Source organism: Billgrantia montanilacus, from assembly GCF_003336675.1.
In the GTDB taxonomy this organism is placed as follows: domain Bacteria; phylum Pseudomonadota; class Gammaproteobacteria; order Pseudomonadales; family Halomonadaceae; genus Halomonas; species Halomonas montanilacus.
On the sequence record NZ_QPII01000001.1, the window covers coordinates 477,804 to 494,084 of the forward strand.

The 16,281-nt window shown below is 63.8% G+C and carries 13 protein-coding genes; 11 read left to right on the forward strand and 2 right to left on the reverse strand.

The window, feature by feature from the left end; all coding sequences use genetic code 11:
* Positions 1 to 112: 112 nt before the first annotated feature.
* Positions 113 to 1,213 (reverse strand): tRNA epoxyqueuosine(34) reductase QueG, encoded by a 1,101-nt coding sequence (gene queG / locus DU505_RS02160; RefSeq protein WP_114477342.1) that lies wholly within the window; start codon positions 1,211 to 1,213, stop codon positions 113 to 115.
* A 101-nt stretch (positions 1,214 to 1,314) separates the two neighbouring features.
* Here queG and DU505_RS02165 point away from each other — a divergent pair, with 101 nt between their 5' ends.
* The 11 genes from DU505_RS02165 (at position 1,315) to DU505_RS02215 (ending at position 14,890) form a co-directional block, all read left to right on the forward strand.
* Positions 1,315 to 2,880, forward strand: a complete 1,566-nt coding sequence (locus tag DU505_RS02165) for an NAD(P)H-hydrate dehydratase (protein WP_114477343.1) — start codon at positions 1,315 to 1,317, stop codon at positions 2,878 to 2,880.
* Positions 2,861 to 3,361: a tRNA (adenosine(37)-N6)-threonylcarbamoyltransferase complex ATPase subunit type 1 TsaE gene (gene tsaE, locus DU505_RS02170; RefSeq protein WP_114477344.1), complete on the forward strand. Its 501-nt coding sequence runs from the start codon at positions 2,861 to 2,863 to the stop codon at positions 3,359 to 3,361. The genes DU505_RS02165 and tsaE overlap by 20 nt, the downstream gene beginning before the upstream one ends.
* On the forward strand, positions 3,361 to 4,860 hold the full coding sequence (locus DU505_RS02175; protein WP_245947741.1) for an N-acetylmuramoyl-L-alanine amidase: 1,500 nt from the start codon (positions 3,361 to 3,363) through the stop codon (positions 4,858 to 4,860). Before tsaE ends, DU505_RS02175 begins: the two co-directional genes overlap by 1 nt.
* Positions 4,857 to 6,827, forward strand: a complete 1,971-nt coding sequence (gene mutL / locus DU505_RS02180; protein WP_114477345.1) for a DNA mismatch repair endonuclease MutL — start codon at positions 4,857 to 4,859, stop codon at positions 6,825 to 6,827. Before DU505_RS02175 ends, mutL begins: the two co-directional genes overlap by 4 nt.
* Before the next feature lie 359 nt (positions 6,828 to 7,186).
* Positions 7,187 to 8,137 carry a tRNA (adenosine(37)-N6)-dimethylallyltransferase MiaA gene (gene miaA, locus DU505_RS02185; protein ID WP_114477346.1) on the forward strand — a complete coding sequence of 317 codons (951 nt, stop codon included), beginning with the start codon at positions 7,187 to 7,189 and terminating at the stop codon, positions 8,135 to 8,137.
* Positions 8,138 to 8,262: 125 nt separating this feature from the next.
* Complete coding sequence (gene hfq / locus DU505_RS02190; protein WP_114477347.1) at positions 8,263 to 8,514, forward strand: RNA chaperone Hfq; 252 nt, start codon at positions 8,263 to 8,265, stop codon at positions 8,512 to 8,514.
* A 9-nt stretch (positions 8,515 to 8,523) separates the two neighbouring features.
* A complete protein-coding gene (gene hflX / locus DU505_RS02195) occupies positions 8,524 to 9,846 on the forward strand; it encodes a ribosome rescue GTPase HflX (RefSeq protein ID WP_114477348.1) in 1,323 nt (440 codons plus the stop codon).
* Between the two features lie 140 nt (positions 9,847 to 9,986).
* Positions 9,987 to 11,219 (forward strand): FtsH protease activity modulator HflK, encoded by a 1,233-nt coding sequence (gene hflK, locus DU505_RS02200; RefSeq protein ID WP_114477349.1) that lies wholly within the window; start codon positions 9,987 to 9,989, stop codon positions 11,217 to 11,219.
* On the forward strand, positions 11,220 to 12,104 hold the full coding sequence (gene hflC, locus DU505_RS02205) for a protease modulator HflC (protein ID WP_114477350.1): 885 nt from the start codon (positions 11,220 to 11,222) through the stop codon (positions 12,102 to 12,104).
* Positions 12,105 to 12,313: 209 nt separating this feature from the next.
* Complete coding sequence (locus DU505_RS02210; protein WP_114477351.1) at positions 12,314 to 13,489, forward strand: ATP phosphoribosyltransferase regulatory subunit; 1,176 nt, start codon at positions 12,314 to 12,316, stop codon at positions 13,487 to 13,489.
* A 102-nt stretch (positions 13,490 to 13,591) separates the two neighbouring features.
* Complete coding sequence (locus tag DU505_RS02215; RefSeq protein ID WP_114477352.1) at positions 13,592 to 14,890, forward strand: adenylosuccinate synthase; 1,299 nt, start codon at positions 13,592 to 13,594, stop codon at positions 14,888 to 14,890.
* A gap of 90 nt (positions 14,891 to 14,980) precedes the next feature.
* Here DU505_RS02215 and DU505_RS02220 read toward each other — a convergent pair whose 3' ends face one another.
* On the reverse strand, positions 14,981 to 16,153 hold the full coding sequence (locus DU505_RS02220; RefSeq protein ID WP_245947742.1) for an alginate lyase family protein: 1,173 nt from the start codon (positions 16,151 to 16,153) through the stop codon (positions 14,981 to 14,983).
* Between the last annotated feature and the right edge of the window lie 128 nt (positions 16,154 to 16,281).

Here is a 16,281-nt window from a genome sequence, read left to right on the forward strand (position 1 = left end):
AGGTCGGAGAGGAGGTCCGATTCCAGGGATGGAATCGGTAGCGCCCATGGATGGGTTCACAGCGCCTCCTCGAAGACCTGTCGCCGGTAAGGCCGCGAGTCCAGTACCACGTTCAGGCGCTAGCGATCAGCTGGCCACGCTTCTCCCGTTGCTGACCGAGCGCCCAGCGCACATGCTCGCGGACCAGGTCGGAAGGGTAGGCGAGGCGGGCGCGCAGGGCGGCCTCCACCGTTTCGCTCCAGGGGGCGTTGCCCAGGCCCACCGCCAGGTTGCGCAGCCAGCGCTCGTAGCCAATGCGCCGGATCGGGCTGCCGGCGGTCTTCTCCAGGAACTCCCCCTCGCCCCAGGTGAACAGCGAGACCAGGCTGGCGCGATCGAGCGCATGGCGCGGGGAGAAGTCCTCTTCCCGGGTGGCTCGCGTAAAGCGGGTGAAGGGGCAGACCAGCTGGCAGTCGTCGCAGCCGAACACCCGGTTGCCCATGGCCTCGCGGTAGCGCTCGGGGATGGCACCGAACAGCTCGATGGTGAGATAGGAGATGCAGGCCCTGGCGTCCACCACACGGTCTTCGACGATGGCTCCGGTGGGGCAGGCGGTACGGCAGGCACTGCAACTGCCGCAGTGTTCGCTCTCGAAGGGGGGATCCACCGGCAGCGGCAGGTCAACGTAAAGTTCGCCGAGAAAGAACAGCGAGCCCGCCCTGGGGTTGAGCAGCATGGCATTCTTGCCCACCCAGCCGAGGCCTGCCTTGCGCGCCAGGGCCCGTTCCATCACCGGGGCGGAATCGACGAAGGCGCGGTAGCCATAGGGGCCCGCCTTCTCCTCGATCCATTTGGCCAGGGTCGCCAGGCGCTTGCGCATCAGCTTGTGATAGTCGCGGCCCACGGCATAGCGAGACACATAGGCGGTTCCCGGCTGGCCCAGCACCTTGGCGCTCTCGACCTCGGCGGGCAGGTAGTCGAGTCGGACGCTGACGACCCGAATGGTGCCGGGAATGAGCTCCTCCGGGCGAGTGCGCTTGGTGCCATGTTTGGCCATGAAGCCCATTTCGCCATGATGGCCGGCGTCCAGCCAACGCTGCAGGTAGCGCTCGTCGTCAGCCAGGTCGACATCCGTGATACCCACCTGTTGGAAGCCCAGCTCCCGACCCCAGGTCTTGATGGTGTCGGCCAGGGCGGCGAGGTCGCTGTCGTCCAGATTTGCCGGAAGCGTCATGATCGAGAAAAAACCAGGTAAATGCGTACTGGGGGGATTGGCGAAAGCGCCATTGAGCTTACACTCCCATGATAAAGCATCCTTTGCAGGGGAGACACCGGATGTCCGCGAGCCATAGCGACAAGACACCCTCGGTCACGCTGAGGCCGCTGTATCGGGCCGCCCAGGTCCAGGAACTCGACCGCCGCACCATTGCGGCGGGTATCGAGGGCTTCGCCCTGATGCAGCGGGCGGCGACCGCAGCCTGGCAGAGCCTAAAGTCCCGCTGGCCGGGAGTGCGACGCCTCACGGTGCTGTGTGGCGGCGGGAACAACGGGGGCGACGGCCACGTGCTTGCGGCCCTTGCCGGGGTGGCGGGGCTCGACGTCCAGCGCATCGTGCTCAAGGCGCCTGAGAGCCTGGAGGGCGACGCGGCGCGGGCCGCCGAAATGGCCACGGCTGCAGGGGTCGGCGTGGTGCCATGGGTGCCGGGCCTGGATTTCACCGGCGAGGTGGTGGTCGACGCCTTGCTCGGAACCGGCCTTGGCGGTGAGGTGCGCGGTGACTTCCTCGATGCCATCGATGCCATCAACGCCAGTGGTCTGCCGGTGCTGGCCATCGATATCCCTTCGGGCCTGGAGGCCGATACCGGGGCCGTGCTCGGCGTGGCGGTGCGAGCCACTCGGACGGTCACCTTCATCGGCGACAAGATCGGCTTGCATACCGGCCAGGCACCCGATCTTGCCGGCGAAGTGCATTTTCGGGCGTTGGGCGTCGAAGCTGGCGCTCATTGTGACCTGGCCCCGGCCGCCTGGTTGCTGAACGGTGACCTGATTCCTGCCCTGCTGCCGCCCCGGGCGCGAGACGCCCACAAGGGAGCCATGGGCCATGTGCTGGTGGTGGGGGGGGCACCGGGTTTCGGTGGTGCGGCGCTGCTTGCCAGCGAGGCCGCAGCGAGGCTTGGCGCCGGCAAAGTCAGCCTGGCCACGGCGCCGGAACATGTGTCGGCTTCTCTGACGTACCGCCCCGAGGTCATGGTTCACGGCGTGCGCGGAGCGGCCGACCTCGGCGACCTTCCTTTCCGTGCCGATATCCTGGTGGTAGGGCCGGGGCTTGGGCAGGGCGCTTGGGGGCAGGGGATGCTCCAGGCCTCCCTGTCGGCCGGACTGCCTCTGGTGGTGGATGCCGACGGCCTCAACCTGCTGGCGAGTCGCTGGGCCGAAGAGCGGCGAGACGACTGGATACTGACCCCGCATCCCGGCGAGGCGGCTCGCCTGCTCGGCATCAGTGCCGACGAGGTGGAGGCGGACCGACCGGCGGCGACGGCCGAACTGCAGCGCCAGCGCGGTGGGGTGATCATACTCAAGGGTGCCGGCACGCTGGTGGCCGGGCCAATGGGACTGGCGGTCTGTCCCTATGGCAACCCCGGCATGGCCTCCGGGGGGATGGGCGATGTCCTCTCGGGTATCCTGGGCGCGTTATTGGCCCAGGGGGTGCCGCTGGAGAGTGCCGCAAGGCTGGGCGTGGTCGTGCATGCCATGGCAGCCGATCTGGCCGCCCGGGATGGCGGTGAGCGTGGTCTGCTGGCTGCCGATCTGGCATCCTATGCCCGAAGTCTGATCAACCCCGAGGCCAACTTTGGTATCTATCCCCAGGCAGGTAGCGACGATGCGCGTGCGACTCGATGATGAAGACCGACAGGTCGCCTTCGGTAGGCGTCTGGGGCGTGCTCTGGACGGTCAGGGGCGTGTCTATCTGGAGGGCGAGTTGGGGGCCGGCAAGACCACGCTCACGCGCGGTGTCCTGCGCGCCCATGGTCACCAGGGGGCCGTGAAGAGCCCGACCTACACCCTGGTGGAGCCTTACGAAATCGGTGGCAAGCGTCTCTACCATTTCGATCTCTATCGACTGGGGGACCCGGAGGAGCTGGAGTTCATCGGTGGCCGCGACTTGTTCGCCGATGACGCTCTGTGCATTGTCGAGTGGCCAAGCCGGGGTGCGGGGTGGTTGCCGGAGCCCGACTTGTGTATCACCCTGAGCCTGAGCGAGCCGGGGCGTACCGCCAGCCTGGAGGCCTTCTCCGACCTGGGGCGTTCCGTCCTGGCGATGCTGTCGCAGGAGATGGCCTCTGACGACGTGATTATCGAGCAGGAACGCGAACAACAGTGATGATGACTCGATCCCTGCCTTCCCTATTTCGCTCGAGAGAGCCTTTTGCCACAGTGCTCTTGCGGCGCTGCGCGCTCTGCGCACTGCTGTTTTCGCTGTTGTTGCTCGCCCCACTGGCGCAGTCGGCGCAGGTCGACAATGTGCGTCTCTGGGCCGCTCCCGATCATGCCCGCCTGGTCTTTGACCTCTCTGGCCATGCCGAGGCCGATATCTTCCTGCTCGACGATCCTCGGCGGCTGGTCATCGATCTCGACGACAGCGGCCTCAATACCGAGCTTTCCTCGTTGAACCTGGACGGCAGTGCCATTACTGCCGTGCGTAGCGGGGTGCGGGACGGCAATGGCTTGCGGGTGGTGCTGGAACTCTCCCGCGAGGTGGAGCCGCGCCACTTCACGTTGCCGCCCAATGACCAATATGGTCACCGTCTGGTGCTTGATATGGAGTATCCGGGCGAAAGTGCGGTGGAGAACCCGATCGACCCCATCGAGGCAATGATCCGTGAACAGGAAATCGTCGCCGGTCGTGGCCGTGCCCAAGGAGCGGAGAGTCCGTCACGGGGGGGTGCCGACACCGCTCTAGCGAGCCAGCCTGCGGCCCCCCACCCCCGCCGCGATATCATCATCGCCATCGACCCTGGTCATGGGGGGGAGGACCCCGGCGCCATCGGGCCTGGCGGTACGCGTGAGAAAGATGTGGTCATGGAAATCAGTCGCCGGCTGCAGCGACTGGTGGACGACACCGATGGCTTTCGAGCCGTGATGATTCGCGACGGGGACTATTATATTGGCTTGCGACAGCGCACCCGTATCGCTCGGGAGCAGAAGGCCGACTTCTTCGTTTCCATTCATGCCGATGCCTTCAACAGCCCCCGCCCCAACGGCAGTTCCGTTTATGCCCTCTCCCAGCGCGGTGCCACCTCGGAAACCGCCCAGTGGCTGGCGGCAAGCGAGAACCAGGCCGACCTGATCGGCGGCGTGGATGGCAACCTCTCGCTCAACGACAAGGATGAGGTGCTGCGAGGCGTACTGCTCGACCTGACCATGACCGCGACGCTCAATGACTCCCTGGCTATCGGTGGGCAGGTGCTGGATCAGTTGGGACGTGTCAATCGGTTGCACAAGTCGCGTGTCGAGCAGGCTGGCTTCATGGTGCTGAAGTCGCCCGATATTCCTTCGCTGCTGATCGAGACCGGTTTCATCTCCAACCCCGATGAAGAGCGACGCCTGCGTGACTCTGGCCACCAGCAGCAGATGGCTGAATCGATCTTCGCCGGGATGCGCTCTCATTTTCACAGCAATCCGCCCCCAGCCAGCCTGCTGGCCTGGCAGCGCGACAATCAGCGCAGCCCCTCCGGCAACGAGTATCGAATCCAGCCGGGAGATACCCTGTCCCAGATCGCGGCACGCCATGGCGTGCCGGTGGGGCAGCTCAAGCAGGCCAACGAGCTGAACGGGGACGTGATTCGCGTCGGACAGGTGCTGAGGATCCCTCGCTCATGACAGTGACTGACGAAACGCTTGAGGCGCGTCGTATACGGGTGCTCGACCCGCGGCTGGCCAACCAGATTGCCGCTGGCGAAGTGGTCGAGCGTCCGGCGTCGGTAGTCAAGGAACTGGTCGAGAATGCCATCGACGCCGGCAGTCGGCGGATCGAGGTGGAGCTCGAGGCGGGCGGCACCCGGCTGATTCGAGTGCGTGACGATGGCTGCGGTATCGGCGAGGAGGACCTGCCGTTGGCCCTGTCGCGTCATGCCACCAGCAAGATCGCATCATTGGAAGACCTCGAGGGGGTGGCCAGCCTGGGCTTTCGCGGCGAGGCGCTGGCCTCGATCAGCTCGGTGTCGCGGCTGGAGCTGATGGCCAACGTCGACGACGACCCCCGCAACGGGTGGCGAGTGGTCGCCGAAGGTCGCCAGATGGAGCCTCGTGTCACGCCGGCACCACACCCACGCGGGACCTCCCTGACGGTTCGCGACCTGTTCTTCAATACGCCGGCACGGCGCAAGTTCCTGCGTACCGAGAAGACCGAATACGGCCATGTGGAAGAGGCGTTCCGTCGCCTGGCACTGTCGCGTTTCGATATAGCCTGGGTCCTTCGGCATAACCAGAAGACCGTGCATCAGCTGCCAGCCAGCCCCGATTCGGCTGCCCGCGAGCGGCGTATCAGTGCCTTGCTCGGCAAGGGCTTTCTCGACAACGCCCTGCACCTGGATCTCGAGGCCGGCAGCCTGAGGCTATGGGGATGGGTTGGCTTGCCGACCCACTCCAGAGCCCAGGCCGATCAGCAGTACTTCTTCGTCAACGGCCGGGTGGTGCGTGATCGCCTGGTGGCCCACGCCATACGTCAGGCCTATCGGGACGTGCTGTTTCATGGCCGCCATCCTGTGTTCGTGCTCTACCTCGAGGTCGACCCCACGGTGGTGGACGTCAATGTTCACCCCACCAAGCATGAAGTGCGCTTTCGGGACGGCCGCATGGTGCATGACTTTCTGTTCTCGAGCCTGCACCGGGCCCTGGCCGAGGCGCGTCCCGGCGAGCATGTCGCCGACGTGGTCGAGGGCGTGCCGGCGAGCGACGAGGCGGGTCGGGCTGGGCACGAGGTCCGTGAAAGGGGTGGGCGCTGGCAACAGCAGCCTATGGCGCTGCACGCTCAGTCTGGCGGCGACGGCGAGCGGGTGACGCCGGATCGCGTGCGGGCCTTCATGAATGGCTATCGGGCGCTGCATCCGGAACATGAGGAGAGCCTGCTCACCCCCCAGCCGGCAGCGCCGGGTGCCGGCGCGACCTTGGCCGAGCGCCAGCCCGCGGTTGCAGATACCGGCGCCCTGTCGGCGCGAACCACGTTGCCCGAAGAGGATGCCACCCGGGCGCCACCGCTGGGCTACGCCATTGCCCAGCTGCATGGTGTCTATATTCTCTCCGAGACGGAGCGTGGCCTGATGATCGTCGATATGCATGCTGCCCATGAGCGCATCGTCTACGAGCGCATGAAGCATCAGGTGCACGGTGATGCCGGGGATGATGGTGGACTGCAGGCTCAGCCGCTTCTGGTGCCGGTGTCGCTGGCGGCCAGCGCCGCGGAAGTCTCCACCGCGGAGGCCGAGCGAGACGCCTTCTCCCGGCTCGGTGTGGAGCTCGACGTGGCCGGCCCCGAGACCTTGCTGGTACGCCAGGTTCCGGCGCTGCTGATGGATGCCGATGTCGAGCCGTTGATTCGCGACATGCTGAGCGACCTGGAGCGCTACGGCCGGTCCGATCGCCTGGAAGCCCACGTCAACGAGCTGCTGGCCACCATGGCCTGCCATGGCAGCGTGCGAGCCAACCGGCGGCTGACGATCGCGGAAATGAACGCATTGCTGCGTGACATGGAGCGCACCGAGCGCAGCGGCCAGTGCAATCACGGCCGTCCCACCTGGACCGAGATGTCCCTCAAGGAACTGGACCGGCTCTTTATGAGAGGGCAGTAGCAAACGTTAGGTTCATCGAATTTTGGCGTGAACCTGCTCTGCATAGGCTGCATTGCGGAAGGGGGCTCGACGACAGCGACGCAGGCGCTCCTTGTTGGAGCGCTCGGTTCGGCGCTCCGAGTTCCCATCGCGACTGGCGCCGATAGGCGCCCGGCGGAGGCTGCCGTGCTGGCAATAACCGCGACCATCGGTAACGCCGCCGGGAGTCCTTTGGCCTCCAGTCGTGATCTGAAGATACTCCTACAGCGCGGCCATGACTTCCCTTGCCATTTCACGCCAAAGTGTGAAGATCCAAAGGTTATCCACCTGCGTGCGAGAAGCGCCGGCTCAGCTTCTCTGCTCCAAGCCCGAGACATTTGATGCCAGATACCCGTCCCCCCGCCATCCTGCTGATGGGTCCCACCGCCGCCGGCAAGACCGACCTGGCCATGACGCTGCATGAGCGCCTCGGGTGTGACCTGATCAGCATGGATTCGGCCATGGTCTATCGCGGCATGGATATCGGCAGCGCCAAGCCCTCGCCCCAGGAACTTGTCCGGGCGCCGCACCGCCTGATCGACATACGTGACCCGGCCGAGCCCTATTCGGCGGCGGATTTCCGCGATGACGCACTTCGCGAGATGCGACAAATCACCGCAGCGGGCCGGGTGCCACTGCTGGTGGGCGGCACCATGATGTATGCCAAGCGCCTGCTGGAGGGCGTAGCCAACCTGCCGCCGGCCGATCCGGCGATTCGTGCTGAACTGAAGCGTGAGGTCGAACGGGATGGGCTCACCGCCCTCCATGCGTCACTGGCACGCATCGATCCCGAGTCCGCCCAGCGCATCCATCCCAACGATCCCCAGCGTCTTATGCGGGCCATGGAAGTCTATCGTGCCTGCAACCATACGCTCACTGAACTCTGGCGCCGGCAACGTTCTGAAACCTTCCCGTGGCATGTGTTGTCGATAGGTATCACGCCGTTCGAGCGTCGCATCCTGCATCAGCGTATTGCCGGACGTTTCGATGCCATGCTGGAGGCCGGCTTGATCGAGGAAGTGATGGCGCTTCGTGCCCGAGGCGATCTCCACCCTGAGCTGCCCTCCATGAAGAGTGTGGGCTATCGTCAGGTATGGGACTATCTCGATGGTAAGCTCGATGGCCAGGGTGATATCGAGCAGCTGAGCCATCGCACCATCGTTGCGACACGGCAGTTGGCAAAGCGTCAATTGACATGGTTACGTGGCTGGCCGGGACTACACTGGGTCGATACCCAGGGTAACGATGCATTGGGTGAGGTCCTGAAACTCGTGCGCGAATTCGGCTCTTAGCGTAAGATGTTGGCTTCGAGTGGCCGGGTGACCAGGCCGAGCCGGCATGGTGTCATGCCGCATTAGGCAGACAACCCAAGAACACAACTTCCACCCCTCATGAGAATGTTTTAGGGAGAGGTAGCATGTCCAAAGGGCAATCCCTTCAAGACCCGTACCTGAATATCCTGCGCAAGGAGCGCATTCCGGTGTCGATTTTCCTGGTCAACGGCATCAAGCTGCAGGGGCAGATCGAATCATTCGATCAGTTCGTCATCCTGCTGCGCAATACCGTCAGCCAGATGGTATACAAGCATGCCATTTCCACGGTGGTGCCATCGCGCAACGTGCGCCTGCCACCGCAGGATCCAGCGGCTCAGCCGGACAGCAACGAGTGAGGATATTGATTGTTTTTTGAACGTCCCGATGCCGGCGAAACGGCAGTACTGGTTCATGTGGACTTTCAGGATGAGCGTGAGCGCGAGGATCCAGGGGAATTCCTGGAGCTGGTGCGTTCCGCGGGCGCCGAGCCGGCCACCCTGCTGAGTGGTAGCCGGCATCGGCCCGATTCGCGGACCTTCATCGGTAGCGGCAAGGTCGAGGAACTGCGAGAAACGCTGAGTGTGCACGGCGCCGAACTGGTGATCTTCAACCATGCTCTGAGTCCTTCGCAGGAGCGCAACCTGGAGCAGGTGCTCAAGTGCCGTGTGCTTGATCGTACGGGGCTCATCCTCGATATCTTCGCCCAGCGGGCGCGTACCCATGAAGGCAAGCTGCAGGTCGAGCTGGCTCAGTTGGAGTACATGTCCACACGGCTGGTGCGCGGCTGGACCCACCTGGAGCGACAGAAGGGCGGTATCGGCCTGCGCGGGCCCGGTGAAACCCAGCTCGAGACCGACCGGCGACTGCTGAGAGCGCGCATCAAGGCGATCCACAAACGACTCGACAAGGTGCGTAGCCAGCGCGCCCAGAATCGGCGTGCCCGTGCCCGGGCGGAGATACCCAGCGTTTCTCTGGTTGGCTATACCAACGCTGGCAAGTCGACGCTGTTCAATGCGTTGACCGAATCGAAGGTCTATACCGCCGATCAGCTGTTCGCTACCCTCGACCCGACCCTGAGACGCCTGGAAATCGGCGATGTGGGCCCCGTGGTATTGGCCGATACCGTAGGTTTCATTCGCCACCTGCCGCACAAGCTGGTGGAGGCGTTTCAGGCCACCCTTCAGGAGGCCGCCGAAGCCGCCCTGTTGGTGCATGTCATCGATGCCGCAGACCCCGACCGCGAGCGTAATATTGCCGAGGTCGAGGGCGTGCTGAATGAAATCGGTGCCCTGGACGTGCCGATGCTCAAGGTAATGAACAAGATCGACCTGCTCGACAGCGCCCCGCGAATCGAGCGTGACGGCCATGGCCGCCCCGAGGTGGTCTGGCTGTCCGCACGGGAGGACAGGGGGCTCGAGTTGTTGGAAGAGGCGCTGTCGGAGTGCCTCGCTGAAGACGTGATCGATTTTTCCCTGACTCTGTCGCCGGAACAGGGGCGACTGCGGGCAGGCTTGCATGAGCTCGGCGCCGTCAGGGAAGAGCATTTCGAGGAACCGGAAGGCGGAGTGGAGCTCAGGGTGCGCCTGCCCCGACGCGACTTCCTGCAGCTGATGGCCCGACTGGGCGAGCGGGCAGAGGACTACCTTCCTACCGAACTGTGTGAGCGCCCGGTTTGGGAGGACAGATAGCCCCGGCTGTCTGGCCGAGTGGACCGGCTTCCCTATAACAGAATAGCCAGGCGCCGTTGGCGCCGACGACAGGATGGCAACCGACTCCCCCACCGCCCGGACGATGGTGGCGGGGAGGCAACGCAGAGTGGAGACGACGTATGGCTTGGAATGAGCCTGGTGGCGGTGGCAACCAGAATGACCCCTGGAGCGGAGGGGGCCGACGCGGCGGCGGTAACGGCGGCGGCGGTAACCGTGGCGGTAACCAGGGGCCACCCGACCTCGATGAAGCCCTGAAGAAATTTCAGGACAAGCTCAACAGCATGCTTGGCGGCCGCGGTGGCAAGGGTGGCGGTGGCCGGGGCGGCAAGGGGGGCAGTGGCAAGCCGCGCAACACCTTGGCATTGCCTGGCCTGCTGCTCGTCATTGCCCTGGCGATCTGGGGGGCATCGGGTTTCTACCTGGTCGACCAGGCAGAGCGTGGTGTGGTGCTGCGCTTCGGCAAGTTCCAGGACGTGGTCACCCCCGGCCTGCACTGGAATCCGCCCCTGATCGATGATGTGCGCATGGTCAACGTGACCCGGGTGCGTTCGCTGACCCAGTCACAGGCGATGCTGACTCGCGACGAGAATATCGTCGAGGTCGAGATCTCGGCCCAGTACCAAGTCAACAGCCCGCGTGACTTCGTGCTCAACGTGCGCAACCCCCAGCTGTCGATCGAGAATGCGCTGGATTCCGCGCTGCGTCACGTGGTCGGTGGCACCGACATGATCGAGATTCTCACCTCCGGGCGGGAAATTCTCGGTAGCTCCGTCGCCAGCCGCCTGCAGAGCTATCTGGACAGCTACGGCACCGGTATTCGTCTGCAGACCATCAACATCGAGTCCACCTCAGCGCCGGGCCCGGTCATCGACGCCTTCGATGACGTCATCAGGGCACGCGAGGATCGGCAGCGGACCATCAACGAGGGCATGGCCTACGCCAATGCCATCATTCCTGCCGCTCAAGGTCAGGCGCAGCGCCTGGTCGAGCAGGGTCAGGGTTACCGTGAGTCGGTGGTTGCCGAGGCCCAGGGTCAGGCCAACCGCTTCAATTCACTGCTGGTCCAGTACCGCAATGCGCCGGAAATCATGCGTGAGCGTCTCTACCTGGATGCCATCGCAGAGGTCTTCGGCGAGACGCCGAAGGTGCTGATCGACGTCAGCGATGAGACACCGCTGATGTATCTGCCTCTCGACCAGCGTCCCGGCGGAGCCCGCAGCGGCGAAGGCGATGGCGACGGTGCACGTGGCGAGAGCGGCGAGCTGGATCCGCGCGTGCTCGAGCGGCTCCGTACCACCTCCTCCTCGCAGGGCGGTGGCAGCAACAGTGGTATCCGCAGGGAGGGCCGCTAAATGATCAATAATCGTTCACTGATTATCGTGGGAACCCTGGCTGCCGCTGCCTGGCTTGCCAGCAATACTCTCTACGTGGTCGACGAGACCGAGCGTGCCGTCAAGCTGCGCTTCGGTGAGGTCATCGAGGAGAACATCCAGCCGGGCCTTCACTTCAAGGTGCCGATCACCCAGACCATACGCAAGTTCGATACCCGCGTACTGACGCTGGATACCGATACCAGCCGCTACCTGACTCTCGAGCAGAAGGCGGTGATCGTCGACTCCTTCGTCAAGTGGCAGGTGGTCAACCCGACGCGTTACTACGAGGCGACAGCCGGCGACGAGCTGATGGCGATCCGCCTGATCCAGCCGCGGGTCGACGAGAGCCTGCGTAACGAGTTCGGTCGCCTGGACCTGCAGCAGATCATCGCCGAGCGCCGCGACGACCTGATGATCCGCCCGACCGAGGAACTCGACACGCTGATGCGCGAAGAACTCGGGGTCTCGATACTCGATATCCGGGTCAAGCGGATCGACCTGCCGGAAGACGTCTCGGCGGCGGTCTATGATCGCATGCGCTCCGAGCGTGAGCGGGAGGCCCGCGAGTGGCGCGCCCAGGGCCAGGAAGAGGCTGAGCGTATTCGCGCCAATGCCGATCGTCGTCGTCAGGTGCTTCTGGCGCAGGCTACCGAGCGTGCCGAAACGCTGCGCGGTGAAGGCGACGCCGAAGCGGCGGGGATCTTCTCCGAGGCGTACAGCCAGGACCAGGAGTTCTTCTCCTTCTGGCGTAGCCTCAACGCCTATCGTGATAGCTTCGACGGTGAGCAGGATATGCTGGTGCTGGACACTTCCAGCGACTTCTTCCGCTACCTCAAGTCGCCGTTTCCTGAGCCGCAGGACTGAGCACGGCTAAGCGCGGAAGGGGCGGGGAGCACCCTGGATGGTGTTTCCTGCCGCTTCCATGAGCCTCATCAACGGCTCCTGGCGGGGTTCAACCCGCCGTCAAACGTGATAGAATCCTTGAACCGGGCGTGGCCCGGTTTTTTTGTGGGCATTCTTTGGTAACGGTACTCCTTTCCGCCCGCTCCCAATCGTCTTGCAGGATTGACAACATGACCATTGCTGACCGCTGGCTGCTGCCCGACGGCATGGACGAAGTGCTGCCGCCTCAGGCGAGCCGCATGGAAGAGCTGCGCCGAGCGCTGCTCGATCTCTATCACTGCTGGGGTTACGATCAGGTAATGCCGCCACCGGTGGAGTTTCTCGACTCCCTGCTGACCGGTACGGGCACCGACCTTGATCTGCAGACCTTCAAGCTGACCGACCAGTTGACCGGTCGGATGATGGGGGTCAGCGCCGACGTGACGCCCCAGGTGGCACGGATGGACGCTCACTCGATGCGACACCAGGGGCCTGCCAGGCTCTGTTACTGCACCAACGTGCTGCGCGCCAAGGCCGACCAGCATCAGGGTGGGCGTAGCCCGGTGCAGGTCGGCGTCGAGCTGTTTGGCCATGCCGGCCTGGAAGCCGACCTTGAGATTCTGCTGTTGGCGTTGACCAGTCTCAAGCTGGCGGGCGCCGAGGAGCTGCATCTGGCCCTTGGCCATATCGGCATCTACCGCAGCCTGGTCGAGGCGGCAGAACTCGACAGTGATCAGGAGAGGGCGCTATTCGAGGCGCTCGAGTTGAAGTCGCCTGGCGCCTTGTCGGAGCAGGTCGCTGCCAGCGTGTCGGATCCGGCATTGGCGGCAATGCTCATGGCACTGGGCGAGCTGCACGGTGGGCCGGAGATACTGGACGAGGCCCGCGATCGCTTTGCCGGGGCTCCGGTTGCGGTATCGGAGGCCCTGGCTCAGTTGCGCGCGCTATATCAGGGTGTGCTGGAAGCCCACCCCCAGGTCGAGCTCTATTTCGATCTTGCCGAGCTGCGAGGCTACCGTTACCACACCGGCATGATGTTCGCGGCTTTCGTCCCCGGCTATGGCCAGGCGTTGGCCAAGGGCGGACGCTATGATGACACCGGAAGGGCTTTCGGTCGTGCGCGACCGGCGACGGGCTTTTCCATGGATCTCAAGCTTCTGGCCAGCCTGGTACAGAGCGAGCCGGCCTGTGACGGCATCTGGGCGCCGGCCCAGGGAGAGGGCGCTGGCGAAGCCATCGCGGCGCTGCGTGAGCGAGGCGAGCGAGTGGTGCAGGCCTTGCCGGGCCAAGCCACCGCTCCCGAGGCGCATCGCTGCAACCGTCGGCTGGTCTATAGCGATGGTCACTGGCAAATAGTGGCACTTTAGACACGACCACACCGGCAAAGCGGGCCGGTCACCGAACGCGGCCCGCGGGCCGGATCATGGACGCGCCCTGGTGAGGGCGCCGACACGAGAGACGAGATCACAATGGGCAAGAACGTAGTCGTACTGGGCACGCAGTGGGGTGACGAGGGCAAGGGCAAGGTCGTCGACCTGCTGACCGAATCCGCATCGGCAGTGGTGCGTTTCCAGGGGGGGCACAATGCTGGCCATACCCTGGTCATCGACGGTGAGAAGACCGTTCTCCACCTGATCCCATCCGGTATCCTGCGCAATGACAAGACCTGTGTCATCGGCAACGGCGTGGTGCTGTCACCGGAAGCTCTGATCAAGGAAATTCGTGAGCTCGAGGCGAAGGGGGTTCCGGTCCGCGAACGGCTGCGTCTGTCTCCCGCCTGTCCGCTGATCCTGCCTTACCATGTCCGTCTCGACCTGGCGCGGGAGAAGGCGCGGGGTGTTGCCAAGATCGGCACCACCGGCCGAGGTATCGGCCCCGCCTACGAGGACAAGGTCGCCCGCCGAGGTCTGCGTCTGGGAGACATGCTCCATCGCGAGCGCTTTGCTTCCAAGCTGGGCGAGGTCCTGGACTACCACAACTTCGTCCTGGTGAACTATCACGGCGAGCAGGCGGTGGATTTTCAGCAGGTACTCGATGAGGCCATGGTCATGGTCGAGGAACTGCGCCCCATGGTCTGCGACACCGTTGGCCTGGTGCATGAGCTTCGCCGAGCGGGGGAGAACATCCTTTTCGAAGGCGCGCAGGGCTCACTGCTCGATATCGACCACGGTACTTACCCTTTTGTCACCAGCTCCAATACCACCGCCGGTGGCACGGCGACGGGTTCCGGTGTGGGGCCACTCTACCTCGATTACGTACTGGGCATTACCAAGGCCTACACCACGCGTGTTGGTTCCGGTCCCTTCCCCACGGAGCTCTTCGATGAGCATGGGCGCCATCTGGCGGAGCGCGGTCACGAGTTTGGCGCCACCACCGGGCGCCCGCGTCGTTGTGGCTGGTTCGATGCCGTCGCGCTGCGCCACGCCGTGCAGATCAACTCGGTTTCCGGCATCTGCCTGACCAAGCTGGATGTGTTGGATGGCCTGGAAAATATCCGGGTTTGCGTCGGCTATCGCGGCAAGGATGGCGAGGTGCTCGACACGCCGGTGGATTCCGAAGGCTACGAGGCCCTCGAGCCAGTCTACGAGGACCTGCCGGGCTGGAGCGAATCAACCCTCGGGGTCAGGCGGGTGGAAGACCTGCCGGCCAATGCCCGCTCCTATATCAGTTTCCTGGAGGAGAGGGTGGGCACATCCATCGACATCATTTCCACCGGGCCGGATCGCAACGAGACCATCGTGCTCCGCAACCCCTTCGACAGCCCCTAGTGGGGCTCAGTCGAAATCGAAGATAGAAAAAAGCAACAAGCCGGCCTGGGCTGGCTTGTTGCTTTGAGCGTTAGGATAAATCCAGGGGGCTCAATTCAAGATCCCCTCGAATGCCCTCGTCTGGCGTTCTTCTTCATCATGGACAATGTGTTCCTGTGCGTCGGGGTCCATGAAGTAGAAGGTCAGGTAGCCGCCGGCGCTGCGGTTGTAGATTGGCCGCAGGGAGCGCAGGAAATCGTCGAAGCGTGACTCACCGAAGCGTGCTCGATAGATTTCCATCCAGGCGAAGTACTGGTTGTCCTTGAGGAAGTCGGTGAACTGTTCTGAAGGTGCCAGATCACCGAGCTCGCTGGGATCCTCGAGTATGGCCATACCGAAATCGATCGCATCGTGGATGGTGCCGCCATCGATCTCCTTGTCGTAGATGTCATAGCCCTGACGATGGACGATCTCCATGATCGGGACCAGATAGAGCAGGGCATAGTTCTGATAGTGGGTAGCGCGTCGTCCACGCTCCATTTCCAGCGGAAAGGCGCCGCGCTCGGTCATGTCGTGCAGTGCCGAATAGATGGCGCTGACGCCGAAGCGGAACATCTCGTCATCTTCGGTCAACACACCGACCATGGCAGCGTAGAGGGCGCGTCGGTAAAAGTGGTTATTGCAGCAGCTGCTGTCGGCCCCCTCGATCTCCATATGCACGCTTGCCAGGCGATTGAGCCAATCCTCGACACGCTCACGCTCCTCATGGAGGCCTTCGACCGTGGGGCGAACGACCGAATAGGCCATGCCGGCCGCGAAGATCATCGACTCCAGGGAAAACCAGGCCTGGGGCTGAGTCCAGTGGTAGTGGAACTCGAGCAGCGCGTCATCCTGGGCCCACTGGTCGAGGAAACGCACCAGACACTCGGCATAGTAGTCGCTGCGGCTGGCGACATAGGCGCCGGCCAGCTCGGATACGGTATCCTCGAACTGGAAAAGCGGCTCGGTAGCCAGCTCCCAGGCCTCAGGGGTCGGGTAGAAGCCGGGGATGCGCATCCGCTCCGTAATGGTGGGTATCTCCAGGCGCTGCCTGCAACTGGGGGCGTAATTTGCCAGCTCCTCCCGATGCTGCAGCAGCAGGCTGTTTTCGGTCTCGTGGAGTAGTTCGATGCGTTCCTGGATATCGAAGTAGGAAGCATCCGGCCTCGTGACGGTATACTGGGAGAGGTCCAGCTGTTCGCGCTCTTCGAGGGTCAGCGCCTCGACCATGGAAGTGCCACTCATCGACAAGGCCAGACAGGCAAGCGAGCCTGTCAGTCTACGAAGATTGGCAATACGTGTTTGACGTTCTTGTACTCGATAGAACATAGCGTTATCTGCCTCCTGCATTGATATCGCTACTGCTGGCGATG